This is a genomic window from Pseudomonas sp. CCC3.1 (assembly GCF_034347405.1).
In the GTDB taxonomy this organism is placed as follows: domain Bacteria; phylum Pseudomonadota; class Gammaproteobacteria; order Pseudomonadales; family Pseudomonadaceae; genus Aquipseudomonas.
This window is the reverse complement of record NZ_CP133778.1, coordinates 290333-316561: the sequence shown is the minus strand read 5'-3', so window position 1 is coordinate 316561 and position 26229 is coordinate 290333. Positions and strand designations below refer to the sequence as shown.

The 26229-nt window shown below is 56.1% G+C and carries 19 protein-coding genes; 11 read left to right on the top strand and 8 right to left on the bottom strand.

The window, feature by feature from the left end:
- Window positions 1–121 precede the first annotated feature (121 nt).
- Entirely contained in the window at window positions 122–610 is a 489-nt protein-coding gene (locus tag RHM56_RS01460) for a TIGR00645 family protein (protein WP_322237852.1), read from the bottom strand.
- A gap of 141 nt (window positions 611–751) precedes the next feature.
- On the opposite strand from RHM56_RS01460, the gene RHM56_RS01455 reads away from it, so the two are divergent.
- Window positions 752–2584 (top strand): hypothetical protein, encoded by a 1833-nt coding sequence (locus tag RHM56_RS01455; RefSeq protein ID WP_322237849.1) that lies wholly within the window; start codon window positions 752–754, stop codon window positions 2582–2584.
- A gap of 9 nt (window positions 2585–2593) precedes the next feature.
- Here RHM56_RS01455 and RHM56_RS01450 read toward each other — a convergent pair whose 3' ends face one another.
- Window positions 2594–2911, bottom strand: coding sequence for a hypothetical protein (locus RHM56_RS01450; RefSeq protein ID WP_322237846.1), 318 nt, complete (start codon window positions 2909–2911; stop codon window positions 2594–2596).
- A 237-nt stretch (window positions 2912–3148) separates the two neighbouring features.
- Complete coding sequence (locus RHM56_RS01445; protein WP_322237844.1) at window positions 3149–5587, bottom strand: Lon protease family protein; 2439 nt, start codon at window positions 5585–5587, stop codon at window positions 3149–3151.
- A gap of 269 nt (window positions 5588–5856) precedes the next feature.
- Between RHM56_RS01445 and RHM56_RS01440 the strand changes: the two genes are divergently transcribed.
- From RHM56_RS01440 to RHM56_RS01430, 3 genes are all read left to right on the top strand, one after another.
- Window positions 5857–6345, top strand: coding sequence for a DUF3015 domain-containing protein (locus RHM56_RS01440; protein WP_019411892.1), 489 nt, complete (start codon window positions 5857–5859; stop codon window positions 6343–6345).
- Between the two features lie 77 nt (window positions 6346–6422).
- Window positions 6423–8276 carry a DUF4105 domain-containing protein gene (locus RHM56_RS01435; protein ID WP_322237840.1) on the top strand — a complete coding sequence of 618 codons (1854 nt, stop codon included), beginning with the start codon at window positions 6423–6425 and terminating at the stop codon, window positions 8274–8276.
- A gap of 114 nt (window positions 8277–8390) precedes the next feature.
- Window positions 8391–8897 carry a GreA/GreB family elongation factor gene (locus tag RHM56_RS01430; protein ID WP_322237837.1) on the top strand — a complete coding sequence of 169 codons (507 nt, stop codon included), beginning with the start codon at window positions 8391–8393 and terminating at the stop codon, window positions 8895–8897.
- On the opposite strand, the gene gdhA is transcribed toward RHM56_RS01430, so the two are convergent.
- Window positions 8882–10219 carry an NADP-specific glutamate dehydrogenase gene (gdhA, locus tag RHM56_RS01425; protein WP_322237834.1) on the bottom strand — a complete coding sequence of 446 codons (1338 nt, stop codon included), beginning with the start codon at window positions 10217–10219 and terminating at the stop codon, window positions 8882–8884. The genes RHM56_RS01430 and gdhA overlap by 16 nt on opposite strands.
- 328 nt (window positions 10220–10547) lie before the next feature.
- Window positions 10548–12242 carry an energy-dependent translational throttle protein EttA gene (ettA, locus tag RHM56_RS01420; RefSeq protein WP_169895470.1) on the bottom strand — a complete coding sequence of 565 codons (1695 nt, stop codon included), beginning with the start codon at window positions 12240–12242 and terminating at the stop codon, window positions 10548–10550.
- Window positions 12243–12389: 147 nt separating this feature from the next.
- Here ettA and RHM56_RS01415 point away from each other — a divergent pair, with 147 nt between their 5' ends.
- The 4 genes from RHM56_RS01415 to RHM56_RS01400 are packed head-to-tail and all read left to right on the top strand — an operon-like array spanning window position 12390 to window position 17864.
- Window positions 12390–13655: a site-specific integrase gene (locus RHM56_RS01415; protein ID WP_153390630.1), complete on the top strand. Its 1266-nt coding sequence runs from the start codon at window positions 12390–12392 to the stop codon at window positions 13653–13655.
- The gene (locus RHM56_RS01410) at window positions 13652–15238 is read left to right on the top strand and encodes a tyrosine-type recombinase/integrase (RefSeq protein ID WP_178110038.1); all 1587 of its coding nucleotides are present in this window, start codon (window positions 13652–13654) and stop codon (window positions 15236–15238) included. Before RHM56_RS01415 ends, RHM56_RS01410 begins: the two co-directional genes overlap by 4 nt.
- Complete coding sequence (locus tag RHM56_RS01405) at window positions 15235–17463, top strand: hypothetical protein (RefSeq protein WP_178110039.1); 2229 nt, start codon at window positions 15235–15237, stop codon at window positions 17461–17463. The genes RHM56_RS01410 and RHM56_RS01405 overlap by 4 nt, the downstream gene beginning before the upstream one ends.
- Window positions 17464–17465: 2 nt before the next feature.
- Window positions 17466–17864 (top strand): hypothetical protein, encoded by a 399-nt coding sequence (locus RHM56_RS01400; protein ID WP_016779401.1) that lies wholly within the window; start codon window positions 17466–17468, stop codon window positions 17862–17864.
- A gap of 197 nt (window positions 17865–18061) precedes the next feature.
- Here the strand turns inward: RHM56_RS01400 and RHM56_RS01395 are convergent, their stop codons facing one another.
- Complete coding sequence (locus RHM56_RS01395; RefSeq protein WP_256677190.1) at window positions 18062–18568, bottom strand: hypothetical protein; 507 nt, start codon at window positions 18566–18568, stop codon at window positions 18062–18064.
- Here RHM56_RS01395 and RHM56_RS01390 point away from each other — a divergent pair.
- Window positions 18554–18889 carry a helix-turn-helix domain-containing protein gene (locus tag RHM56_RS01390; RefSeq protein WP_082158071.1) on the top strand — a complete coding sequence of 112 codons (336 nt, stop codon included), beginning with the start codon at window positions 18554–18556 and terminating at the stop codon, window positions 18887–18889. The genes RHM56_RS01395 and RHM56_RS01390 overlap by 15 nt on opposite strands.
- A 341-nt stretch (window positions 18890–19230) precedes the next feature.
- Window positions 19231–19497, top strand: coding sequence for an MbcA/ParS/Xre antitoxin family protein (locus tag RHM56_RS25905; protein WP_153390631.1), 267 nt, complete (start codon window positions 19231–19233; stop codon window positions 19495–19497).
- Window positions 19498–19892: 395 nt separating this feature from the next.
- On the opposite strand, the gene RHM56_RS01385 is transcribed toward RHM56_RS25905, so the two are convergent.
- The gene (locus tag RHM56_RS01385) at window positions 19893–20696 is read right to left on the bottom strand and encodes an AbiJ-NTD4 domain-containing protein (protein ID WP_169869560.1); all 804 of its coding nucleotides are present in this window, start codon (window positions 20694–20696) and stop codon (window positions 19893–19895) included.
- A gap of 962 nt (window positions 20697–21658) precedes the next feature.
- Window positions 21659–24058, bottom strand: coding sequence for a membrane-bound PQQ-dependent dehydrogenase, glucose/quinate/shikimate family (locus RHM56_RS01380; RefSeq protein WP_088500413.1), 2400 nt, complete (start codon window positions 24056–24058; stop codon window positions 21659–21661).
- Window positions 24059–24932: 874 nt separating this feature from the next.
- Between RHM56_RS01380 and RHM56_RS01375 the strand changes: the two genes are divergently transcribed.
- Window positions 24933–26225, top strand: coding sequence for a carbohydrate porin (locus RHM56_RS01375; protein ID WP_322237827.1), 1293 nt, complete (start codon window positions 24933–24935; stop codon window positions 26223–26225).
- Window positions 26226–26229: the final 4 nt, after the last annotated feature.

Sequence of the window (26229 nt, the reverse complement as noted above, 5' to 3'; positions counted from 1 at the left end):
AAAACAGCCATTTTGTGGCCGCTATTCCTCAATCGCTCAGATCCAAAAAAGGGCGAGCAGACTACCACAGCCCCCAAAGCCTTCGCAGCCCGGGTTGGTGTGCCGCACGTCACGACAATCATCAGTGCTTGGTGAGCTTGTCGAGATAGCCCATCGCAAACGCCGATACCACGAAGGTCATGTGAATAATCACGTACCACATCAGGTATTGGGTTTCGATGTTGCGCGCGTCCATGAACACCCGCAGCAGGTGGATCGAAGAGATCGCCACAATCGAGGCGGCGACTTTCATCTTCAATGAAGTCGAGTCCATCGTGCCCAGCCAGCTAAGCTTCTCTTTGTCCCCTCCGATATCCAGTTGCGAAACGAAGTTCTCGTAACCCGAGATCATCACCATCACCAGCAAGCCGCCCACCAGCGCCATATCGATCAACGACAGGATGACCAGGATCAAGTCCGACTCACTTAGCGCGAACACGTTGGGGATTACGTGAAACACTTCCTGGAAGAATTTCAACGCCAAAGCCAACAAACCCAGCGACAGGCCGAAGTAAATCGGCGCCAAAATCCAGCGCGAGGCGTACATTGCGTTCTCGATAAAACGTTCCATTAAATCTCACAGGCAGTCTGAAATGGGCGCGAGTATATCAGCCACAAAACGACAGAGATAAAGCGCCGGACACACCCGGTAAAAACATTTTCTGATAGTGTCGTCCTTATCAGCATCGTTTACGGACAGGAAAACTGAACAATGGATCTGCGACTCCCCTTGGCGTGTCTCGGGCTTACAACGGCTTTTCTCATGGCGGGCGGCTGCTCTCCTGACGATAAACACCAGCAAGCCAGCCTTGAAGAAAGGACCGCAGCGTTCGAAAAGAACCTCGATAGCATTCAGGATCAACAGCTTAAAGACGCAGTGGCCGACCTCGGCGGCTCGTTGTTGCTGCTGGAGCGCGCCCGTATCAAGCTGCAAGACAAAGCCATCGAAACCGAATACGGCACTGACGAACTCGCGCAGCTTAAGCACTACCCCAGCAGTCAGGCGCTGAGCGATGCCTATATCAATGGCCTGTTTGTGGTGCGCAAGACTTCCAGTTCCGATTACCTGACCGACCTTGAGCCCATTTTCCCGTTCTCCCAGACCAATGCCGCCGACTTCCCCTTCCCGCACGCTCTGGAGTGGCAGTCAGTGACGCTGAGTAACAAACAAGTGGTGCCCTTTCAGGCCGAATGGTCAGAAACGGACTCGGGCATCCAGCTCAGCCCCTCCAGCGCCAACTTGAGCAACCCGGACGACCTGACCATCACCTACCCGTATATCGACGGGGTCGAGACCGAAAACATTCAGCAACCGCAACCCGTGCTGCTGCACGGCGAGGCCGAAGTGATCGCGCCGGGCAAGGTGGTCAACCTCACCCTGACCAGCAAAGACGTGGGTAAAACCCGCACCGACGGCAGCATCAGCGTGACGCTGCTGGCGCTGGGTAAAAACTTCGCCGAAGTCGACATCAACAACAGCGCGCCGCTGGCCGAAGAAGTTCGCGACACCGAACTCAACCCGCTGATCATCCAAGCCCGCGACCAGAGCGGGCAGTTCCTGTCTCGCGCAGGCTCGATCAACGAAAATGCCGAGCAGCTGGCGTTTTACCAGCAGCAACTGGCAGAAATGCTTAAGCAAACGGCGTGGAGCGAAGCGTTCGGACAGCAGTTGGACAACGAACAAAAAGCCTTTGACCAAAAACACCCGCACCACTACAGCAAGGTGTATTTCAACGGCACGATTGAAAACCTCGACATCAGCGTGCTCGACTTCTCGACCGCCAACGTCACCCGCAAAACCCTCGACCTGCCCGTGCGCCGGCTCGACAAAAACGTAGTCGGTAAAGACATTCAGCCACTACCGCTGTCCGTCGTGGTGTATGACGACCAGGCCGCCAACTACCTGAAAGACGCCACCCTTGACCCTGAGCAACTGAAAAAGAGTGTGGTGATCAGCCAGTCTGTGGACGACGCCAGCGCTGCCACGCTTGAGTTCAGCCATCCGACTACCTTCAATGACGAACTGCTGGGCGCCCTGCCTGAGACCGCTGATACGCCCGTCACCTTCTTTGCCGAGGATGACAACGGCAAACGCGGCGAACCGCTGGAACTGCCTGCCGAGGCCTTCGACGCCGACCCGAAAACCGGTGTCATTACCTATGACCTCAACCTGTTCCCGGAAACACCGGTGTACGCCATTGGCTCAATGCCGCTGTACCTGGCCAGCATTGATAAACAGGCCCTGGACGTTGCTCACCTGCCCAAGGGGCTGGAGCTTAAAGGCAACGCTCTGATCGTTGATCAAAAACTGTTCCCATCCGAGGCGTGGCGTTTTTACGCCAAGGACGACACCGGCAATTACCTCAAAGAAGTGCTCGCCGTCAGCCACAGCGCCGAACCCAATGGCCCGGCACTGTTCGACGTGCACTACTTTTATGGGCAGCCGACGCATCTCGAAAGCTATGCCCGCACGTCGCTGGAACCTGTCGAGTACGGCTTTGAAGTCAAACTGGACAAAGTGGCGGAAGTCACGCCGCCGCGCTAAACCCAGGGCTCAGCGCGAGGCGTGGCAACGCTCACCATTGATTTGACGCAACTGCGCCTGCACATGCAGGCACCAGATCTGCGGGGCATCGGCAAGCCGGTAGCCGTGCAAGGTCAGGCTTTCAACAATGGACTCAAGAATAGCTTCAGCCACGAGCGGGCCGAAGAATGGCCCCTGAGACTTGATAGTGGTCGGTTGCTCGCCGGATAACCCAGCAGCAAATAGCAGCGTCCACATCCCGGTATTGCCTGCCAGGGGGCGGATGCTGCATTCAATGCGTGTTTCCAGGCCCAGGCACTGACGGGTAAGACAAAGGTTGCGCGACATGGCGGCGACCCTCGGTAGATCCTGTATCAGCCAGACAAGACAGGCTGCATCGTTCCAGTGACGACAGTAGAGTTCCTGAGCAAGAGCATAGAAGAAAAAACCGCCCCGCGACGCCGCCAAGACCAACGGAGAACCCTTGCTTTGCGTGCGCTTTGCATAGGAGCGAGATTGCTTGCGATCCTTTAGAGATCAAAAGATCGCGAGGCAAGCTCGCTCCTACGATGGCGGTGGCGGGTGTCAGGCCGGTTTTTTCTCTGCCAGGGCTTGCGCCAGCAGCTCTTTTTCAGCTTCTTTGAGGTCGTCGTCGCTGATCATTTCTGCAATCACCCTCAACCGCTCGACCACGCGCGCATTGACGCTGCCCTCCGGGAACTGACCTTCTTCATCCGGTTCACCCGCAGGCTCGCCCACCAGCAGGCTCAAGGCTTCATCGGCCTGACGGACAGCGTAAACGTGGAACTTGCCCTCACGCACCGCCTGTAGCACTTTTTCATCGAGCATCAAGGTCGCAACGTTGGCTTGCGGGATAATCGCCCCCTGCTCGCCTGTCAGACCGCGTGCTTCGCACAGCCGGAAGAAGCCCTCGATCTTCTCGTTCACCCCGCCCACAGCCTGCACTTCACCGAACTGGTTGATCGAGCCGGTGATGGCAAAACACTGCTTGAGCGGCGTTTTCGAAAGGGCCGAAATCAACGTACAGGCTTCACCCAGCGAAGCGCTGTCGCCATCGACGTAACCGTACGACTGCTCCAGCGCAATGCTCGCCGAAATCGCCAGCGGAAACTCCTGCGCGTATCGACTGCCCAAATAGCCCGTCAGAATCATCACGCCCTTGGAGTGGATCGGCTGCCCGAGGTTAACTTCACGCTCAATATCGACAATGCCACTGCCGCCTGGGTACACCGTCGCGGAAATCCGCGCCGGCACACCGAACGCCGAGTCACCGACTTCCAGCACTGTCAGCCCGTTGCACTTGCCGACCGCCGCACCGTCGGTATCGATCAGAATGATCCCCGCCAGCATGTCATCAAGAATCCGCGCCGATACGCGCCCGGTGCGGGTCGCCTTGGCCTTGAGCGCACGCTCGATATGGCCCGCGTCAGTCATTTCATCGTTGGCCAAATGACGGATAAAGTCCGCCTCGCTGACCAACTGGAACAAGTCGCCAATGCGCGCCGACAAACGCCCCTGATGCTCGGCCAGACGCGCGCTGTAGGTTGCCAGACGCGCCACGGCATCCGCCGTCAGCGGCGCCATGCCTTCCTCCGAGGTGCGGGTAGTCAGCAATTGAGCGAACTGCTCAAGGCTCTCGTCGACCATCGGGATGTCTTCGTCAAAGTCCACCAGCACCCGGAACATCTCCTGGAAGTCCGGATCAAGGTCTTGCAGCGTGTAGTACAGCTGACGCGCACCGATGATGATGACTTTGACCTGCAACGGAATGACCTGCGGGCTCAGGGTCACGGTGGCCATGCGCCCCAGCTCGCCCAGCGGCGATTCCATTTTCAGCTTGCGCGATTGCAACGCACGTTTCAGCGCATCCCAGACAAAGGGCTCGCTGAGCATCTTCTCGGCTTCGAGAATCAAAAAGCCGCCATTGGCGCGGTGCAACGCGCCGGGGCGCAACTGGCGATAAGTGGTAAACAGCGCACCTTGGTCAGTGCTGTATTCGATGCGACCGAACAGGTTGTCGTAAGTCGGATGCGGCTCAAACACCACCGGCGCGCCGCCGCTCATGGGCTGTCCAACCACCAGGCTTGGCAGGTATTGCTCTTCGAGCAACTTGCGCGCCTGAGCGTCGGTCTTGCTGTCGTCGACCAGTTGCTCGACCAGGGTTTTGAGCAGGTACACCTGCATGGCCTGCAAATACCCGCACACCGCACCGTTTTCGGCGTATTTCTGCGACAAGGGCGACAACAGCGGTTGCAGCGCCAGGGTGATGGTTTCTTCGTTCAGTTGGCGCAGTTGATTGTTCGACTCGCGCTTCCACTGGGGCAGGCTGGCCAGCTCTTCGTTGAGGCGCTCTTCCAGCCCCGAAATGTCTTCGTGAAAACGCTCACGCTCTTCTTCGGGCAACTGCGAAAACTCGGCCTCATCCAGCGCCTTGCCATCGCTCATCGGGGTAAACGCCACGTTGCTGCTGTCGCGGTACAGCGCCACGCCTTTTTCCAGCGCCAGCCGCTCGATCACATCCAGAGCACGGTCGTAGCGTTGATTGAAGCCTCGGTCGATCGCACTTTTTCGCTGCTGATACGTCGGGTGTTCAAACACCGCCGGGAACGTCGCCAACAGGTTATCGATCAGGACGTTGATGTCCGCGATAAAGGCGCCTGCCGTGCTCGCAGGCAACTCCAGCGCGCGCGGCTCACGCGGGTCATCGTAGTTATTGACGTAGACCCAGTCGCTGGGCGACTTAAGGCGTTTGCCCTCAGCCTTGAGGTAGCGCTTAACAAACGAAAAGCGTCCCGTACCCGGCTCGCCCATCACAAATACGTTGTAACCCGGACGTGGCATGGCCACGCCAAACTGCAAGGCTTCGACCGCACGCTCCTGGCCGAGAATGCCGCGAAAGGGTTCTAAATCATTGGTGGTCGAGAAGCTGAACTGTTCAGCGGAGAACGGACGGGTTAGCGCGTCAGGCGCTAGACGCAAGCTGGCAGCAACAGAATCAGGCATCGGGCTTCCTTACATCAGGCAGGGCAGATGGCAGCATTCTGGCGCTGGCTATGCACCACTGGCAAGGCGCGCAACACGCGAATTCTTGCGGCCCAATGTTTACGGGCAAAAAATGTAGTCATTACAGGATTGTTTTACAAAAAGTCACGGAACCACTGGATCGTGCCTAGACTCCTACGTGTTACGAGGCTGGATTAATAACCAGCCCGTACTGGCGCTTCAGAGCCAGGCCCCTTGTCCATTGGTTGCACACACAGAGAACAAAGATTATGAAACGGATTCTTCTCGGCACTCTCTTTACAGTGGTTTCCCTCAACGCCATGGCGCAAGCACCGGGCGGCCCTAACTGCGGTTGGGGCAACATGCTGTTTGAAGGTCAGCGCGGCACACCCGCCCACTTCCTGGCCTCCACCACCAACGGCACCTCCGGCAACGCAACGTTCGGCATGACATCCGGCACCAACGGCTGTACGACCAAAGACGCCCTGACCTACGGCGGCAAATCGTGGATTGCCATGAATGGCATGATGAACGAGCTGTCCGAAGACATGGCTAAAGGCAATGGCGAAGCCCTCACCACCTACGCGGTGGTACTGGGTGTCGCCCCTGAAGACCGCGAGCACTTTGCCGCTGTCACCCACGAGCACTTCCAGCAAATTTTCAGCAAGGCTGACGTGACTGCTGACGATGTGCATAACAACACACTGGCTGTTCTCAAAAGCGATGCGCGCCTGTCCAAGTACGCAACGGCTGCGTAAGGCATAGACCTGCCCGCTCCTTTCGGAGCGGGTATTTACCTGCTTCATTTCTATTCGTCTGACAACAGTTGCCCACCATGCTCAAACGCCTTGCCTATCTGGCGCTCTGTGCCTGCGCCCCGCTGTACGCCGCGCCGAATATCGACAATCAACGTTTGCAGCAGCTCGCCAACGATCCGTTCTGGATCTCATTGGGCCATTACGAAGCCCGCACGCTGGGCGGCTGGCGAAGCTATGTCAGTGACACTAAATTCTTTCTCGCCCCCGACGGCGCTCACCACCCGGACGCCGAACTGCGCGCCACCGTCGAGGCGTTGTATGCGCCTTTGAGCCTGGGCGATAAACACCCGCAATGCGTCTACCCGGCCCGCACCCGCTGGCTCAAGGCCCAACTGAACCTGACCGACCTGCCCAAGGCGGAGTGCGCAGAGTTCACGCAATGGTTTAAAGACGTCGCCCCCCACAGCACGGTGATGATCTTCCCGGCGGCGTACCTCAACAGCCCGTCGTCCATGTTCGGCCACACGTTATTGCGCATTGACCAGGCGGATGTTCAGAGCAACAAAACCTCATTGCTCAGCTACGCGATCAACTTCGGTGCTTACATCGAAGGGGCTGACAACAGCATTCTGTACGCGTGGAAAGGCTTGGCCGGAGGGTATCCCGGCCTGTTTGCACTGGTGCCCTACCAAGAAAAACTCTCGGAATACCGCAGCCTCGAAAACCGTGACCTGTGGGAATACCGACTCAACCTGACGCCCGAAGAAACTCAGCGCATGGTTGAACATGTGTGGGAACTGAAACAAATCCAGTTCGACTATTTCTTCTTCGATGAAAATTGCTCCTATCGCCTGCTGGAACTGTTGCAAGTGGCACGCCCCGGGTTGCAACTGACCGCCCAATTCCCCCTGACCGCGATCCCGACCGACACCGTTAAAGCGGTCAAGGAAGCAGGTCTGGTAGAAAGCATCGAATACCGCCCGTCCCGCGAGCGTGAACTGCTGGACCGGGCCAAAGTCCTCGACCCCGAAGAGCAGCAATGGGTGTTGCAAGTCAGCGCTGATCAAACGCAACTGCAAAATCCGACGTTCAAGGCACTGCCAAAAGCGCGTCAGGCACTGATTATCGACGCCGCCTATCGCCTTGAACGCTACCGGGCCAATGGCCTTGAGCGCGATAACGAACGCTCACAGCGCAGCTATGAACTGTTGCGCGCCATCAACCAGAACCCGGCGCCAGAGCTGCAAATCGAGAAACCCGAACTTCCAGAAAACGGCCACGAATCGCGCACCTGGCAACTGGGCGCGGGCAGCCGCGACGACAAGGCGTTTGCCGAATACGGCCTGCGCATGGCCTATCACGACCTCAACGACAACGCGCCAGGCTTCCCGCTGGGTGCGCAGATTGAAATCCTGCAACTCAAACTGCGCCAATACGAAGGCAATCACTGGCAAGTTCAGCAGTTGGACCTGGCCAACATTCGCTCCCTGACCCCGCGCAACGACTTGCTGCAACCCTGGTCATGGCAAGTCGGTGGTGGTCTTGAGCGGGTACTGGGCAAACAGGGCGCTGAAAGACTCGTCACCCACGTCAACGGCGGCGCGGGCGGCACCTGGCAGTTAAGCGACAACCTGCTGGGTTTTGCCTTGGGCACCGTACGCGTTGAACACAACAACGACTTCGCGGCGTTTGTCTCACCCGCGGCGGGCTACAACACCGGTGTGCTGTGGCGTAATCCGATGGGCAACCTGAGCCTTGAGGCCAAGAGTGATTACTTCACCAACGGCGAAGTGCGCCGTAGCCTGAGTATGAATCAGCAATGGGAAGTCTCCCGTAACCTGGGCCTGCGATTGACCGCACAACGTGAGTTCAGCCACCTTAGCTCCCCGGTCAACGAAGTGATGCTCGAACTTAAGTGGTATCACTACTGACGCCAAGGGGCTGGATACACCCACTCCTTGCAGGAGCGAGCTTGCCTCGCGATCTTTTGATCCTTAAAAGCAAAAAGTTCGCGAGGGCTAACGGTTAACAAAGGGACTGCCATTATGAGCCGTGCATTTGTAAACGAAGACAGCGCCGCCAACCAAGCCAACGCGCCGGTTGAGCGCCGGGTCAGCGAGCAGCCCAATTACGTCACAGCGCAAGGCCTTGAGCAGTTGCAAGCCAAGGTCGGTGAGTTGCAACGCCTGCACAGCCAAGAGGCCGCCCGCAAGAATTTGCCCGACAAACAGCACCTGGCTGATATGGAACGCGACCTGCGCTACTACCATCAGCGCCTGCAAAGCGCACACGTAGTCGCCCCGGCGACGTCAACGCAGAAGGTGCAGATTGGCAGTTGGGTGACGTATGTCGACGAACACGGCAAGCAACGGCGCGTTCAATTAGTCGGGGAAGATCAGGCCGATGCAGCGCAGGGCTTGATCAACTGGGGCTCGCCGCTGGGTCGCGCGTTGTTGGGCGCGCAACCGGGCGATGAAGTGCTGTGGATCCGACCGGCAGGCGATCTGCAGGTCGAGATCCTCTTGATTGAACCGGTTTACACCACGCCCTGAGCCAGCATGGCGTCAGCCACTTTCACGAAGCCTGCAATGTTGGCGCCTTTGACGTAGTTGATACGGCCGTTTTCTTCGCCGTAGTGCACGCACGCGTGGTGGATGGATTGCATGATGTTGTGCAACTTGCTGTCCACCTCACCCGCCGTCCACAGCAAACGCATGGCGTTTTGCGACATTTCCAGACCGCTCACGGCCACGCCGCCCGCGTTCGATGCCTTGCCCGGAGCAAACAAAATACCCGCTTCGATAAACAGGTCCACGGCCTCAAGGGTCGTCGGCATGTTCGCGCCTTCAGCCACGCACACGCAGCCATTGGCCAGTAGCGTACGCGCGGCGTCGGCGTCCAGTTCGTTTTGTGTGGCACACGGCAAAGCGATGTCGCACGCCAGATTCCACGGGTGCTGCCCGGCCAGGAATTCCAGGCCAAATTCGCTGGCCAATTCGCTGATACGGCCACGCTTGACGTTTTTGAGGTCCATCAGCGCGTCCCACTGCGCATCACTCAAGCCGGCTTCGCAGTACAGCGTGCCTTCGGAATCCGACAGCGAGATCACTTTGCCACCCAAGTCCATGACCTTGCGCGCCGCGTATTGCGCCACGTTGCCCGAACCGGAGATGGCCACACGCTTGCCATCAATGCGCTGGCCGCTGCGCTTCAGCATCTCTTGGGCGAAATACACGCAACCAAAACCAGTGGCTTCGGGACGAATCAAGCTGCCGCCGTAGCTCATGCCCTTACCGGTCAGTACCGAGGTGAACTGATTGCTCAAGCGCTTGTACTGGCCAAACAAGAAACCGATTTCGCGTGCGCCCACACCAATGTCGCCTGCTGGCACGTCAACATCGGAACCGATGTGGCGATACAGCTCGCTCATAAAGGCCTGGCAGAAACGCATGACTTCGGCGTCGCTCTTACCTTTGGGATTGAAGTCGGAGCCGCCTTTACCGCCGCCCATAGGCAACGACGTCAGGGAATTCTTAAAGGTTTGCTCAAACGCCAGGAACTTCAGAACGCCCAGATTCACTGACGGGTGGAAGCGCAGACCGCCTTTGTACGGGCCAATGGCGCTGTTCATCTGGATACGGAAGCCACGGTTAACCCGGACTTTACCTTCGTCGTCGACCCACGACACGCGGAACACAATCGCACGCTCCGGTTCGCAAATGCGCTCAAGAATGCCTGAAGTCAGGTAATGCGGATTGGCTTCAAGAAATGGCCACAGACTGCGCAGGACTTCTTCCACAGCCTGGTGGAATTCTGGCTGGTCCGGATCACGTTTTTTCAGGCGGGCAAGGAAGTGGTCGACAGATTCGATCATAGGAAAGTCTCGGCAAATTTGTTGTCGTTAAACGGAGATTGGCCGGAACTTTATCAATTCATATCGCACCGCGACAGCGCAAAATGTCGCAGTTATGAATTTAAATGGTGCTTTTATATAAATAGAGCCTGTTTTAAAGGGTTTTGCGCACCAAAAAAGGGATTCTTGTACCCAGTTTTGCACCAACAAAAACACGCAAATCTGTAGGAGCGGGCTTGCCTCGCGATCTTTTTAAACGATCAAAAGATCGCGAGGCAAGCTCGCTCCTACTGGGTCCCCCAAAAAAAACGGAGCCCCGAGGGGCTCCGTTTTGTCTTGCAAACCGGCCTTACTGGGCCAGTTTTTTGTGACGCACACGGTGCGGCTGGGTGGCCGCTTCGCCGAGGCGCTTTTTACGATCGGCTTCGTACTCGGTGTAGTTGCCTTCAAAGAAGACCGCTTGCGAGTCATCTTCGTACGCCAGGATGTGAGTCGCGACGCGGTCAAGGAACCACCGATCGTGAGAGATCACAATGGCAGCGCCCGGGAAGTCCAGCAGCGCTTCTTCGAGCGAACGCAGGGTCTCAACATCAAGGTCGTTGGACGGTTCGTCGAGCAGCAGCACGTTGGCGCCCTCTTTCAAGGTCAGGGCCAGGTGCAAGCGACCACGCTCACCACCGGACAGGTCCTTGACGAACTTCTGCTGGTCGCCACCTTTAAAGTTGAAGCGGCCCACATAAGTACGCGACGGGATTTCGTAGTTACCAATGCGGATCACATCGGAACCATCGGAAATGGCCTGGAACACAGTCTTGCTGCCATCCAGGTCGTCACGGCTCTGGTCAACACAGGCCAGTTGCACGGTTTCACCGATTTCGATGCTGCCCGAATCCGGCTGCTCTTTACCCATCAGCATGCGGAACAGGGTCGACTTACCGGCACCGTTACCGCCGATCACGCCAACGATGGCGCCTTTAGGCATGGCGAACGACAGGTTGTCGATCAGCACGCGATCGCCGTAACCCTTGGAGACGTTTTTGAATTCGATAACCTTGTCTCCCAGGCGCGGACCGGCCGGGATGTAGATTTCGTTGGTTTCGCTGCGTTTCTGGAATTCCTGCGATTGCAGTTCTTCGAAGCGTTGCAGACGCGCCTTGGACTTGGACTGACGTGCCTTGGCACCTTTACGGACCCATTCCAGCTCGTCTTTCATGGCCTTTTCATGGGCCGACTGCTGCTTGGATTCCTGGGCTAGACGATCGGACTTGGCTTCAAGCCAACCCGAGTAGTTGCCCTCGTAAGGAATACCGGCGCCGCGGTCGAGTTCCAGAATCCAGCCCGCAACGTTGTCCAGGAAGTAACGGTCGTGCGTAATCGCAACCACGGTACCCGGGAAATCGTGCAGGAAGTGCTCCAGCCAGGCCACCGAGTCGGCGTCCAAGTGGTTGGTTGGTTCGTCGAGGAGCAGCATGTCCGGGGCCGACAGCAGCAGGCGGCACAAGGCCACACGGCGCTTCTCACCACCCGACAGGTGTTCAACCTTGGCATCCCAGGCTGGCAGGCGCAGGGCGTCGGCGGCCACTTCCAGTTGACGCTCCAGGTTGTGACCGTCACCGGCTTGCAGGATGGCTTCGAGCTTGGCCTGTTCAGCGGCCAGCTTGTCGAAGTCGGCATCGGGGTCAGCGTATTCTGCGTAAACCTGATCCAGACGCGCTTGGGCATCCTTGATCACGCTCACCGCTTCTTCGACCACTTCACGCACGGTTTTGCTTGGGTCCAGTTGCGGCTCTTGCGGCAAGTAGCCGATGTTCAAGTCCGGCATCGGACGGGCTTCGCCGTCGAACTCGGTGTCGACGCCCGCCATGATTTTCAGCAAAGTAGATTTACCCGAACCGTTAAGGCCCAGTACGCCAATTTTGGCGCCCGGGAAAAACGACAGGGAGATGTTTTTCAGGATTTCCCGCTTCGGCGGAACAACCTTACTCAGCCGATGCATGGTGAAAACGTAAGAGCCTGTTTTGCCTGCTTTGTCACTTTTTGACATGGTTTGATTCGCCTTTAATCCTGTGTTTTCAGTGCTTTAATGGTAGCGAAAACGCTTAAATTCTGGAAAGCAAAACGTTAGGTTTTGCATTGACCTTACCCTGTTCCTGACTATAATTAGAAAAGTTATGTTTTATGAGGGAGCAACATGGATTTCCAGCTCATAGAGCAGATTGTGAATGGTGCTCGTAGAAAGCTGCTGGTGCAAGACTGCATCCCGGTTTACTACCCCAATCTTTACATCACCATGGAGCACTCCGGCAGAGCACTGGAAACAACAAAGAAGTACCTTGAGCATCTGATTGTGCTTGAGCAGTTTCTGTCCTTTTCCTCCATTGATCTGATTTCTCGCCTCGAACAGCGCCCTCACAGCCAATACCTGACAGACAGTGAGCTTTCTAGATTTGTGTCGGACGCGGGGTTTCGCAAGGAAACCTTGGCCATGAAGTATGCGGGGATACGTTTACATCCGACTGCATACAGATCCGTTGGCAAAGCCCATGCGCAGCAGCGAATCGAAGCGGTACGCGACTATCTGGGCTTCCTCTATGACAAGTTGGGTGATCACTCAACACGATATGAGGCGGTGGACGATCTGAAGAAGCGCATCAACCGCAAGATCACAGCGGCCAGACCGGCATGGAAAAAAACGCGAATGCACGAGATAAAGGGGCTCACGAGTCAGGAGCGAACTCGATTGCTGGAAATCATGCATCCGAATAGCGCCGAGAACCCCTTTTCAGATGGCGCAATCAGGCTGCGTAACTACATCATTTTGCTGTTGGGACTCGACATGGGGCTGCGACGCTCAGAGATGCTGCTGATCAAGACCAGCGATATTCACTGGCACAGTCGTCAACTGGCGGTGGTCAACCTGGAGGATGAGAGCCTCGATCCGCGAACGATGGCTCCGCAATTCAAAACCCACGAGCGCATGTTGGTGATGACCGATGAACTCTATGGCGCGATCACTGAGTACGAATCGAAATATCGCCAAAGAAGGCCCCGTAGCGGCACATCGCAAGCGAGGAAGCATCCGTTTTTGCTGGTGGCGCACAAGCGAAATGAGGGCGGGCCTCTGACCATCAAGGCAATCGATGGCGTTCTGTCCAGGGTTCGAGAAATAGCGCCGGAACTGGCTCATGTGCACCCGCATATTCTCAGGCATGACGCGGTCTACACGATGCTGGAAAGCATGCGTGAGGAGCTGGCAGCGTTCACGCCGGAGGATCGCACCACGCAAGTTCAAAAGACCCTCACATGGATGTTCGGCTGGAGTCCCGAATCGAACATGCCCGGCCTCTACGGCGCGAAGTTCTGGAAGGAGGAGGCAGACAAAGCGATACAGAAACGGGCCGAGCGGTTTAAGGCCAATCGTCAGAAAGCCGGCACGACACCAGGAGGTTCAGCGTGAACATCGCCGTCGAAGCACTTCAGGCACCCACGAAGGACAGCCTCGATGTATGGCTGGGCGCGCCTCGCTTGCCGAAATGTGGGGAGGTGTTCACACCCGCAGAACCGATGTGGAAACCGGATAAATCGGCCAGACTCTCAGTGAACTGGGAAGCGGCCCTTGCCTGCGTCTCGCCGGATTGGCAGCCCTGGTTGCACGCCGCCCTGGCGTATCGAATGGCCGATCAGGCAGCGGACTCGGTTGCTCAGCTCGCCAGTGTGTTGTCGCGGGCTGCTCAGGCCGGGCTTGACCCGCTCAACGAGAATCACCTGATCGCTCTGCGGGAGCGCTTTAACGGGAACGAATCCAGTACTCTCGGCGCTTTCATGGCCTTTTGGCACGACTGCGAATCCCTCGAACAACGTCCGCCGCGACCCCTGATCGAGGCCTACCAGGCACTGCCCAGGAAAAAGGGTTCCAGCAAGGATGTGGTCCTCAGCCTGGCCCCCGAAGAAGGCCCGTTCACGCAGGTGGAGCAGGACGCGCTGCACCAATGGATACATGAGCAGTTCTGTCACGGTCAGCTAGATCCCGAGCAGTACCTGTATCTGCGCCTGTTGATGATTTACGGGCAGCGTGGCGCTCAGGTACGCATGATGGTTTTTGGTGATTTCACGAAAACCGACCAGGGCTGCAAGGTCAGGTTTCATTGGGCAAAGCAAAAAGACGACGAGGCGGGTTGGCGAACAAAGTCCGAAACCTTCAGTCTGGATGAGGACCTCTACAACACCGTGCAGGCTTACAAGGACATGGTTCTGGCGCAACTCTGGCAAACCTATCCAGACGGTGCCGACTGGAATGCAGCCATTGAGAATGTGCCGCTCTTTCGTCGGAAGCTGGATGATGAGGCAGAATTTTCGGAGCGGCTTGCCCCCCCTGTTTTGCTGGATAGCCCCCTGCAAAAAGCCCTCGAAGAGGCACCGCAGCCGATCTTTCATGTTGGATCAGCCACGGTTCGGAGATGGCATGAGCGAATCGAGCGGATGGAGGGCTTTCCGATTTCGCCTCGCACCCATCAGCCGCTGAAAGTGACACGGGGACACCGGTTCAGGCACACCCTCGGCACGGACCTGTCCAATGCGGGGCTGGACGAGTGGTCGATGGCCCGCGCATTGATGCACAAAAATACTCAGACAGTGCGAAAGTACCGCCAGGTGTCGGCTGAACTGCTGGCGTTGATCGACGCGAAGATGAGCGACCATCTGGCCTTGGTTGTGAATGCGTTCACCGGGATCATCGTCACGGATCGCACCTCAGCAAAGAACGGGGATCGAGCGGATCGACAAATCGAGGATGTGGCAGTGTGCGGTGCCATTGCCACCTGCCATCTCGATGCCCCCTTCACTTGTTATCCCTGCGGAAAATTCCAACCCCTGCTGGACGCCGATCACGGCGCGGTTCTGGAGCGGTTGGAGCGTCGTCGGGCGCAAACCCTTGCCACGGATAAAACGACCGGCGTGCTCTGGGATCGGGCCATTCTGGCGTGCCGCAAGGTGATTCTGGATTGTGAGGCCATGCGCCAATCAGGGAGGAAAGGCGAGTGACCGAAGCGTTTGATTCTGAGCCGACGAACAATATTGTCGATTTTAAGCCCAGGAGCCAACTGGCTGCGGAGGCTCAGCTCGCGGCGTTTATCCAATGGGCAAAACAGACCCTGCCCAAAGGCATTCCCAATCGCGTGCACGAGAGTATTTGCTGGGAAGACGGCAGTTGGCACGAGCATGGCCTCAAAAGCTGTAGCTTCACGGCACTGGGATCGACCAGAGTTGCCCCGAAGGCGATACAGGCACCCTTCACGGAGTTTGCCAAGGCCATCATGGTGTACCGGCGGGTGTATTTGCAGAAAAAGGCTGTTGGAGAGTGGCTGGATGCCCTGAAGGTGCTGGAAGCCGCCCTGTTCGAGTTGACCGGCACGCGGGATGTGACGCAGGTGTCCGCCGCTGTCTGTGATAAAGCGTGCGAGCACCTGAACCGTCACTGGGCAAAAGGCGACACCGCATACCGTTCCGGGCTGGCACTTGCGGCCCTCATCACCCTGATGCGGGCCAAAAAACTGCTCAAGACCGATTTTCGGTGGACCTCTCCGCTGACGCTGAAGCCCCGTGGCACACTCAAGCAACAAAAAGCGGATCGGGAACAGAAGCTGCCCAGGCCCGAAGCGATCAAAGCGCTCGGGGAGATGTTCAATAACGAATTGACACGCCCGCTCGATATCGTTGTGACATCCGCCTGTGCGCTGTTGCTGAGCGCCCCGAGTCGTGTGGGTGAATTGGCGGATGTTGAATTGGATTGCCTAGTGTTCAAAGAGGACACCCAGGGTAAGGGGCGCCTGTTCCTGCGCTGGTATGCGGAAAAGATAAACCAGGTCACGCTGAAGCCCGTCGTTAAGCCCGAGATGGAGCCGGTCATCGAGAGGGTCATCACCTTACTGCAACCGATCACCGATGAGGCGCGGGCTTACGCCGCCTGGCTGGAAGACCATCCCGATGAGTTCCCGCCCCATGAAGGGCTGCCCCCCAAGGGACCTGATGAACCGCTCACCTGTGCCGAAGCCTGTGCCGCGCTGAAACTCTCCAGTCGTGAGAACGCTTGGCGATCCCAATTCAATGCCAACTTCCTCAAACCCCTGGAGCAGAAAAAGGCGCTCAGCCCCGCCGCCCGAGACCTGTTGGCCGAAATCCGTGAAGGATGGGATACCAGCACAGGGAAGCAGATCCGCGCCAAGGGCAAGCTCCAGGGTGTTGAGTTTGACGACCGGTGTGTGATCACGCTGCGCAAGCTCAATGTGCTGTTGCGGGAGAAGTATCTCCCGAAGGATTTTCCATACACCACTCCGTACACGCAGGGTAAAGCACGGGTGAAGTATCGTGATGCCTTGTTCACCGTGCGCACGGGAGCGCTGGCTGAAGACTCAGGCCACATTGCTGTGACACACGGGTTTGGTGTAGAGATCGCGGTGAGCACTATCCGAATGGCTGTGGAATTAGGCGGTTCGAACAACCCGGTAAGGAAAAGTCTGTTCGAGCGCCATGGATACCCCGGTGTCAAGGTCAACACGCACGCGTTTCGGCACGAATTGAACACGCGGATGCACCAGGCCGGTCTGTCGCAGCTGCTGATTGACGCCTTCTCCGGGCGCACGACGATGGGATCGGTCTACAACCACGAGACCATCGAGGAACGCACTCAAGGGGTTGCGGCGTACCACCCCAAAACCAAGCAGAGCACAGCGACTCAGCGTCTGGAGAAGGTCAAAACCAATCAGCCGCTGAGCCTGATTGAGGTGATGGAACTGCGCGAGGGTGAGCAGGACCGCATTATCCATCAAACCCATCTCGGCGTTTGTGTGCACAACTTCGCGTCCGAGCCCTGCCCGAAAATGGGCGCTTGTCTGGACTGCGGGCGGCTTGGCTGCGTCAAGGGGGATGAGGTGAAGTTGGCCAACCTCAAGGAAGAAAGCGACGACCTCAAACGCCGCCTCGATAAAGCCCTGGATGCACGGTCTCGGGGTGTGTTTGGGGCATCGGAGTCGGCCAAAAAACTGGGTGAGAAGCTCTTTAAGTGCGAGGCGCTAATCCAAATGCTGGAAAACTCCGAACTCGAAAACGGTGACATTGTGTGGAACGCCGATAACGGTTGGACGCTGACCAAAAATGCCGCCGCAATGTCGGGGCTGATCGAGGTCAAAGTCATTGAAGAGAACCAGGCGCAAGAGGCGTTGTCATCGTTGGATGACGTCTTAGCTTTGCTTGATGAGATCGAGGGTTAACGATGGGGCATTTAACGCCAAAGGATGAGAAACGCATCATTAAGCTGATTGAGGAATGGTCAGAGCCGAAGCTGACCTGGCCTTTGCTCGTTGAGGCCTGCAAAGAAAAACTGGGTATCAGTCGTGCTCGCCAGTCCCTGATGAATCTACCTGCCGTGGATTTAGCGATGAAGAATTGCAAGGCGGCATTGAAGGCTCAGAAGCTGAAACCGGGCTGGATTAGCGATATTCAGGCAGCCAACGAGCACATTGAGAAACTGACAGCAAACAATCAGAAGCTGTTAGCTGCTGTTCGAGATATGCATAGCCGTTTTTTGATCTGGCAAGCCAATGCCGATATGCATGGGCTAACGCAATCAATGTTGGAGCGGCCGGTTTCACAGCTTCAAAAGAAGACATGATTGCGCAATAGCGCGTACTGACCAGCCGTTCGCATTCCAGCTGACTTGGAGTTGACCATCTTCACATCTGTCGTTTGGTCAACGACCTCGTAGTGTCGACCAACAGTTACCGTCACGATGTCTCCTGCCCAAGAAACTTTATAGCAATCAGCCCCCTCCCAAGAGATTCCTGATTCGTGGCCGGCTGCTAAGGACTGTTACCCTCCATAAGCTCGCAAATCGCGATCTGCGGAGAAAATTATCTCAGTCACTTTTAGGTTGCTGTGATCGCGTGAGTGGTGGGTGCTGTAACTGACTCCTCCCGCAACCTTGAACAGATACCCTTCGACCTCACCTTTATTGTCTTGAGCAACACCTACCTCAATCAGTGGCTCCATTTTCCAGTTGTCACCTCCTCGTAGATGGCCAGGAGACATCAGGTGTGCTTGGCCGAACCATGAGCGTTCATCCAACTCCGAAAGCATCTGTTGAAGTATCGGCACCGTTGGGACCATCAACATGCTGCCCACGATGTCGTCGCCATAATCCCTCACCAATTCGATGTAGAACCAGGGATGGTGTACCTCCAGCTCAACGAACTGCCAGTAGCTGGCGACGCCACCACCGAAAACGGCTGCAGGGCTGAGCTCTGCATGTCTATACGTTTTGAACATTGAAAAAACCCCAAAAATATTAACAATAGTTAATGGATGTCTGACGTTCAAGACGGCTTCATCATTCCTTTTATGGGAATGAAAAAAATGGAGCTGAAACAGGCATTTGGTAAGGCGTTGAGACAGATGAGGAAGTCTCGTCATCTCAGCCAGGAAGACTTCGCGGGGCATAGCAGCCAGACTTACCTGAGCCAATTGGAAGGCGGCGGAAAGGGCCCTACGCTTGAAATGGTTCAAGCGCTGGCCGCTGCCATGGGTGTACATCCTTTGACGATTTTGACGCAGTGTTACCTTTTTATGGACGAAACCGTCACGCTGGACTCAATGATGGATCGAATTCGAACGGAAATTATTGGGCCTTCACCCCGATAAGCTGTCTTGGTGTGGGCGCTTCCGGCCCTACCATCACTCGCATGGGCCGCAGCAAGGGCTGAGCTATCCTGTGCGGTGTGACTATGGTGCGCGGTGCGTAATTCGGCGGCTGCTGATAGTAATGATTACTGACATTGAGGAGATGGAATGAAAGGCCGGCGCAAAATCAAAACCCGTAAATGGCATGATGCCGCTCAAATGGAAGCGGAAGCCCGAGAGCTGCTACAGAAGAGGTCTGAAAAACGAGGGAGGTTACTCGAAATCGCCGTGCAGAAAGGTAGGGAAATAGAACCGATTGGCAGGCTGTGCGGTTAAACGGTGACATCTTCGAGATGTAATCTATGAATGATTTGCAGATAGTTGCGTTAAGCCCTAGCGCCCCAATTGCGTGCTGGAGCATGGTTCACAGGTGCTTCGCGGGGCGGTCCGAGCAGGTTCTGATGATAGCAACGCGGGTATTTGGAACGCGCAAGCATGCCGAACGCTGGTTGCGTGATCCGGCCTACGGGCTAGGATGGCAAGTCCCATGCGATATGTTGTCGACGCGTTTAGGTTATGAAGATGTGGATAGGTTATTGAATCAGATTGAACATGGCGTTTACGTCTAACATCCTTATGATTGGCGTTGCCCTGTGGAGGTGTTGTCGAATCCTGAACTCGGCTTGTCTATGATGACCGACTGTGGCAGCCGGCAAACGCATAGCCCTAACATTTATTTCAAAGTCCTATGGGATTCCCCATCCCTTCGTCATTGCCGAGTCCTTATCGCATTCACCAGAGCAACGCTCGCCCGATGGTCAGTCCTAATCAGACCTCTCCCCCAAGCGTTGATAGCGTCGCTCGAACGCCTCCGCGCCTCCCTCCATCACTTGCGTTCCACCTGGGCAAGTTCTTCATCAGACAGGGCACTGGCCGTTTTGAGGTGCTCAAGACGATCTGCCATCTCTAGCAGCGGTTGTTTCCAGTACCAGCTCTCCCAGATCATCTTGTGAGCCCTCTTAAGTCACTTCGATTTCTTGATCAAATAGCTGCTGACCGAGGCGCACAGGCCAACTACGAGCTCTGCGTCTTCGAAAGACGGCTCACGCCCCTCTTGGATGTGCCGCCCGAACTCCGAGGCATACGCCCAGGTTTTGATGACAGCCTGATCCAATGGCGCTGGAATCAGAGTTCGGGAATCATTCATGATCTTCCCGAGGGTCGCTTGTTGGTCACCAGTGACCTGCCGAGCGACACACTCCAGCGAAGCCATGGCATGCTGTATTGCCCCCGTCGGGTCTGGAGACGGTCGGCGTGAGAGATCAGCAATCGCCTGGTGCAATTCCTTGCTGGCCGTGACGTGCCCATGTTGATGCTCAGTTTCTTTCGCCGAGGTCAAAACCTGCTCAAAGGATTCAGAACCACGGATTTCGATGCGACCTTCCAGCAGCTTCCACCCTATGCCGTGCTCTATAAAGAACTCGTTCAGCTCAGTAGTGAAGTGCTCGTACACGCCAGAGTCATAGTTACGGTTGCCGAGGTAATCATCGAGCCGCTCAATGACGTCATACACCTTGAACCACTTGCACTGCTCAAGCCGCCGAACGTTTTCCTCGTGGATATTGGGCCTCTCACTCCAGTTCTGTTTGTCGGGCAAGACCTTCAATGTCTGGCAGATTATTTGGCGCAGGTCTGATGGCTTGAGACCACATTCGTAGCTCAATTGAATCAGATACTCCTGCAGCGCTTGCGGTGCGTCTTCCCGGACAGTGATTTCGGCTTCATCGACCTGCGAGAAACCGTGACGCCTTGAAAATGAGTCCTTCACCTTACCCCCCGCCTAACCTAGTCCACTGGCAAATCGCCAAAGCGATCTGGCGCGATAATGCCTGACATTCCGGGCTTGGGATAGATAACGGGGATCGACGCTTGACTTGGCCTGAAGACTACGCACTCACCCGCAGCAATCGATTCAAGCCACGACCTTTGAGGAGCGGCCTCAGGTCTGGCCCGAGGGATTCTCGGCGAGGGCATCAGATTCAGTAAGGCCGAGGAGCAACTGGCGCAGTCAATCATTTACAACACCATCAATATTGAGAGGATGCGGTACAGAACCTGCGACGTCTGGCCAAACTTGCATCTCAAGGGCCACCTTCTACGGGATAGGTGCGCCTGCACGAAGCAAAAACCTCAAACTAACCCATTAACAGAGCAGCAAAGGTCAACGAAGGGCCGAGAAACCACTCAATGTGGTTATTAGGTTCTCCGGTGGTGGTCCTGCCTGAGCTCCGGCGAGCTGAAAATCCGATTTTTTCAACAGAATCGACCCATAGCGGCCCTTTGTGAGGGGGCAGAAACCGGCCAAAAGCGGACGATTGGGTATGCCTACAATCAAGGGGCGATTCATTCGGATTGAATCGCCCCTGGTTTCGTAGAAACATTTGAGCGACTGCTTATGGCCCAGAGTGTGTAAAAACGAGTCGCCAAATTCGAAGTGCGCGCTTCTGCGTTAAATCTGAAATTCATCAGCACATCAGCAGATGTGGATTTGGGGTAGAAGCGCGGTTTCCAGTCTGGTTTTGAGTAACTTTCGCACCGAAAAACGTTTTTACACAGCCTGGGCCGAAAGCAGACTACCGGACCTATGAGATCAGTCGAAGTCCTCTTCTCGTAACAAGCACAAAATTTAATGCGTTATTTAGGCCGAAGCCGAACAACAACTGGTATAGAACAAAAAAGCCCACCTGTTGGAGAGCAGGCGGGCCATTTGAGTTAACGTCAATTAAGAGGTTATTTCTGGATGATGCTGTCCGGCAATGCATAGGCAATGATGTAGTCACCGACATCAGGCGAGTGGCTCATGCCACCTGCGGAGATGACTACGTACTGCTTCCCGGTATTGGGTGATTTGTAGATCAGCGGGGCTGCAACCGCGCCAACCGGCAGGCGGGCTTTCCAGACTTCTTTACCGGTGGCCGAATCCAGCGCTCGCAGGTAGTAGTCCTGGGTGCCGGCGAAGAACACCAGGCCAGATGCCGTTGAGGTCGGGCCACCCAGTGTTGGCATGCCCAGCGGGATTGGCATGTGCGTTTTGATCCCCAGAGGGCCAGTGTCCTGGACGGTGCCCAACGGAACCTGCCAGACCAGTTTCTGGGTGTTGAGGTCAATGGCGCTCATGCTGCCGAAGGGAGGTGTGTTGCACGGTACGCCCAGTGGCGACTGCAGAATGTCGATTTTCACCCCGCCATAGATACCGGCGACTTGTGGGCGAATGGTTCCCATGAAACCCGGGACTTCATCGGTCGACACGTTGAACTTCTTGGTGTCTTCCTTTTTGACTAGTGACATCCGCAGCGGCATGCGCATGTCATTGACGAACATCATGCCGGTGTTTTCGTCGATGGAGATACCACCCCAGTTCATACCGCCCAGCAAGCCAGGCCATTCGATGTACGGTTTTTCACTTGGCGGTGTAAACGGACCCAGGTAGACGGAGTCTTTGAACATGATCCGGCAATACAGTTGGTCGAAAGTTGTCACGCCCCACATCGACTTCTCGGTCAGCGGGTCGACACCAATGGTCGGCATCCCGACCGAGAACGGTTGGGTAGGCGACAGGTGCTCGCCTTCTGCTGCTGGAGAGGTAGGAACCGCACGCTCTTCAACTTCTGTAACCGGCTTGCCGGTACGGCGATCCAGCACAAAAATGTTGCCTGTCTTGCTGGTCTGGATCAAGACCGGAGTCTTCTCGCCCTGGGCGTTTTTGATGTCATAGAGCACAGGCTGCGAAGGCAGGTCATAGTCCCAGACGTCGTGGTGAACGATCTGATAAACCCATTTGGCTTTACCGGTTGATGCATCGACTGCAACAACGGCCGTACCAAACTTCTCTTTAACCTGGTTGCGATCACCACCCCAGTAGTCGGGCGGGCCATTGCCCGTAGGCAGGTAGACCAGATTCAACTCTTTATCGTAGGTCGGAATTGTCCAGACGTTAGGCGTCTCCAGAGCGAACTGATGATCGTCTGCCACTGCGTTCTTGCCCTCGGGTGCACCTACATCCCAGGCCCACACCAACGCACCTGTCAGAACGTCGAATGCGCGTACGGCACCGGAAGGTTCGCCCGCCACAATGTCCCGTACCCAGCCGCCGACCACGGTGAGGTGGCCCATGACAACCGGCAGCGAGGTGGGGTGATAGCGCTTGCTGTTTTCAGTCGGGCCCATGCCTTTCTTGAGATCGACATAACCGTTGTCGCCAAAGCTCGGGCACAGGGTGCCGGTATGCGCATCAACCGCAAACAAACGGGCATCCACAGACGACACCAGTATACGCTGGCGGCACTGCTGCTCATTGCCATATGACGCCTTGACTTCAGCGCTTAGGCTGTCGTCTTTATCGATGTCGTAATAACCCACGCCGCGGCAAGTCACGTGCTCTTCGCTTTTGGCTTTGGGATCGAATTTCCAGAGCGGGGTCCCGGTATCACCGTCCAGGGCGGTAATCAGGTTTTCCGGTGTGCACGAGTACAGAACATTGCCGATCTGCAACGGTGTATTTTCATCTACACCCGCGCCGGCACCTGTGGTGCGACGACCTGTTCTGTAGGTCCAGGCAACCTGCAGGTCCTTGACGTTGTCCGAGGTGATTTGCGTGTAAGGAGCAAACCGTGTTCCCGAGGCATTACGCCCAAAGAACTCCCAGTTTTCAGGGACGTTGGAGGGCTCTTCTGCCTTGGGTGCGTCAGTGGCGGCGACCGGGTTCGAGATCCCGCCGTGCGGGTAGAACGCAGCAATAAATGTCGCGACCAGTGCCAGGAATACGGCAAACCCGAACCGGTTAGCGGCGCGCCGGGTGCTCAAGGACGTGTCCGGCAATGCGGCGCCGACCCACAGGCTGAGTGTCAGGATGATGGCAGGAATGACCAAGCGTGGAAGCAGTTCCCAATAGCTGAACTGACCCACTTCATAAAAGGCCCAGGCACAGGTCGCAAGGAATATGGCAACAGAGAGAGTAATACCCGAACGCTTGCGAAACAGAAATAGTGCCGCCAGTACGAGATAAGTCAAGCCTGCGATCAAGTAATAACTTGACCCGTCCAGCGCCACTAGTTTGACCCCGCCATAAATCAAAGCTAGTGCCACGGCAAATACAAATAGGGAAAAGAGTACCCTCGCGATAGTGCTCATTGAGCGTCTTGAAGTTTGAGATGGTTGGTCATTCGTCATTTAGTGAATGCTCTATGGGTGAATACAAAACTGCCCGCACGCTGTGCGAACAGCTGGGTCAAATGTTCAGTTCAACCCGAACAGGACTGGGCATGGCAGGTGTTGGAATCAGAACTACCGCCCTGCCGACAGCAAGCGAGCACCGGCAATCAGTGTAGCAGGTTGCTGCAGTCGCAATGAATATGCCGAAGGCTCTACGAAACGCGGGAAGGTGTTTGTCCGGGCACTGCTGGCTCGACGTTCCGAGAGTGAGCTGAAGACTCTGAGCTAGTTTATACAGGTGCTTCTTGGGATAAATCCAAAGGTTTGAGAAACATTGTTGGTGAAACAGTAATAATCCATGGTAAGGAGGGGGGTTGAAGTCCCAAATGTTTTCTCTTCTTTTTGACGTGCGAGTGACCTCAAAAGCAATAAACGCTGAACACTAACGATCGCCGTTTCTGCAAGCGAAAGGCCGGATATCGCCACCGCGATTATTACTGTCTCCCCAATAATGTTTCTTAGTTCCCTGGATTTATCTGAAAAAAATATCGACATAAACTTAGCCTTACGGCTCACACGGGATGACATTCACCAGCCCTGCCACTTTCAGGGCCTGTTAGTCATGTGAAGCGAACATCCGAACGGTTTCGAGCACCCGCACCCCCGTCATATACCCGCTCATGGACACCCTCTTGCACAGCCAAGGAGGGATCAACTCGGCCCGGGTTCAGGTTATGACACCGCAGTTCTCAAGACGGTATCAGGCCAGAAAAGCTAAAGCGGGCCAGTTTCCTGCCGTGCCAGCGTGTCGTTGAGCGATACACCAAAATTTTTTGCAACGGAGCACACCCCAATGTTTTTTTCTTTCCGCGCGCTGCTGACCACCAGCCTGTGCAGCGGTTTGTCGCTGTGTATCTTGAGCCCGACTTCAGCACTGGCTGACACTTCCGACCTGATGAGTCGTTCGACACTAACCGGCGATTGGGGGGGGGAGCGCCAAAAACTGGTGGACAAGGGCATCACACTGACCGGTGACTACAGCTCTGAAACGATTTCCAACTTGCATGGCGGGATCAAGCGAGGTACGCGCTATGCGCAACAAATACGCGTGGGCGCCAAGTTTGATCTGAGTAAACTGCTGGACACCCCGGACGCTGGATTTGTGCAAATTCTGGTTAACGACCGTCGCGGCCACAGCGCCACGGAAGACTTGCTCGGCAACCGCCTTTCTGCGCAAGAAAACTACGGTGGCGAATACACGCGACTGACCGAGTTCAGTTACCAGCGCAATCTGTTTTCTCCGGACGTGTCTGCCAAAATCGGTTACATGGTGATGGGCACCGATTTTGGTGGCATGCCGATCCTGACCAACTTTGTGAGCGCCGGCTTTTGTGCACACCCATTGACCATGTCCAGCGGCAGCGGGTGGGGCAACTACCCGACGGCCCACTGGGGTGGAGAGTTGCGTTACGACGTCAACGACTCACTGACGCTGCAAACCGCGGTATTCCAGGTCAACCCAGAGCACAACAGCCTTCCCTCTGAAGCGTTTTCCATGCCCAGCCACGACTCCACCGGGGCCATTCTGCCTCTGGAAGCCATCTTCAATAATAACGCCTTTCTCAATGGCCAATACAAAGTCGGCTGGTACTACGACAGCTCTAACTCGCAAAAAATTGGCAGCACAGAAAAAAGCAGCAATCGCACCGGGGCTTACGTGTTGATGGACCAGGCAATCTGGAAGGATGAGCAAGACCCTGAAAGGGTGCTACGCCTCTTCGGCCAGGCAGCCACCAGCAACGCAGCCACCTCACCAATGCGTCGCTGGTACTCGGTCGGCCTGGTTAAGCAAAAGCCTTTTGCCAGCCGCCCGCATGACAGCATTGCTTTGGGTTATGGCCGGGCCGTGCTCAACTCCCGTACGCGTGATGTACAAGAAGCGGCGGCGACCAGCTTCGGCGAATACGAGATGATTGCCAACCTCGACAATGGCGAGCAGATGATTGAGCTTAACTATGGCGCGCAGGTCACCCCTTGGCTGCTGCTGCGTCCTGACCTGCAGTACTACATTGAGCCTGGAGCGTTCTCCGGCAAAAAAAGAGGCAACGCTTTGGCCGTGGGCTTACAGATCAAAGCGACGTTTTAAACAA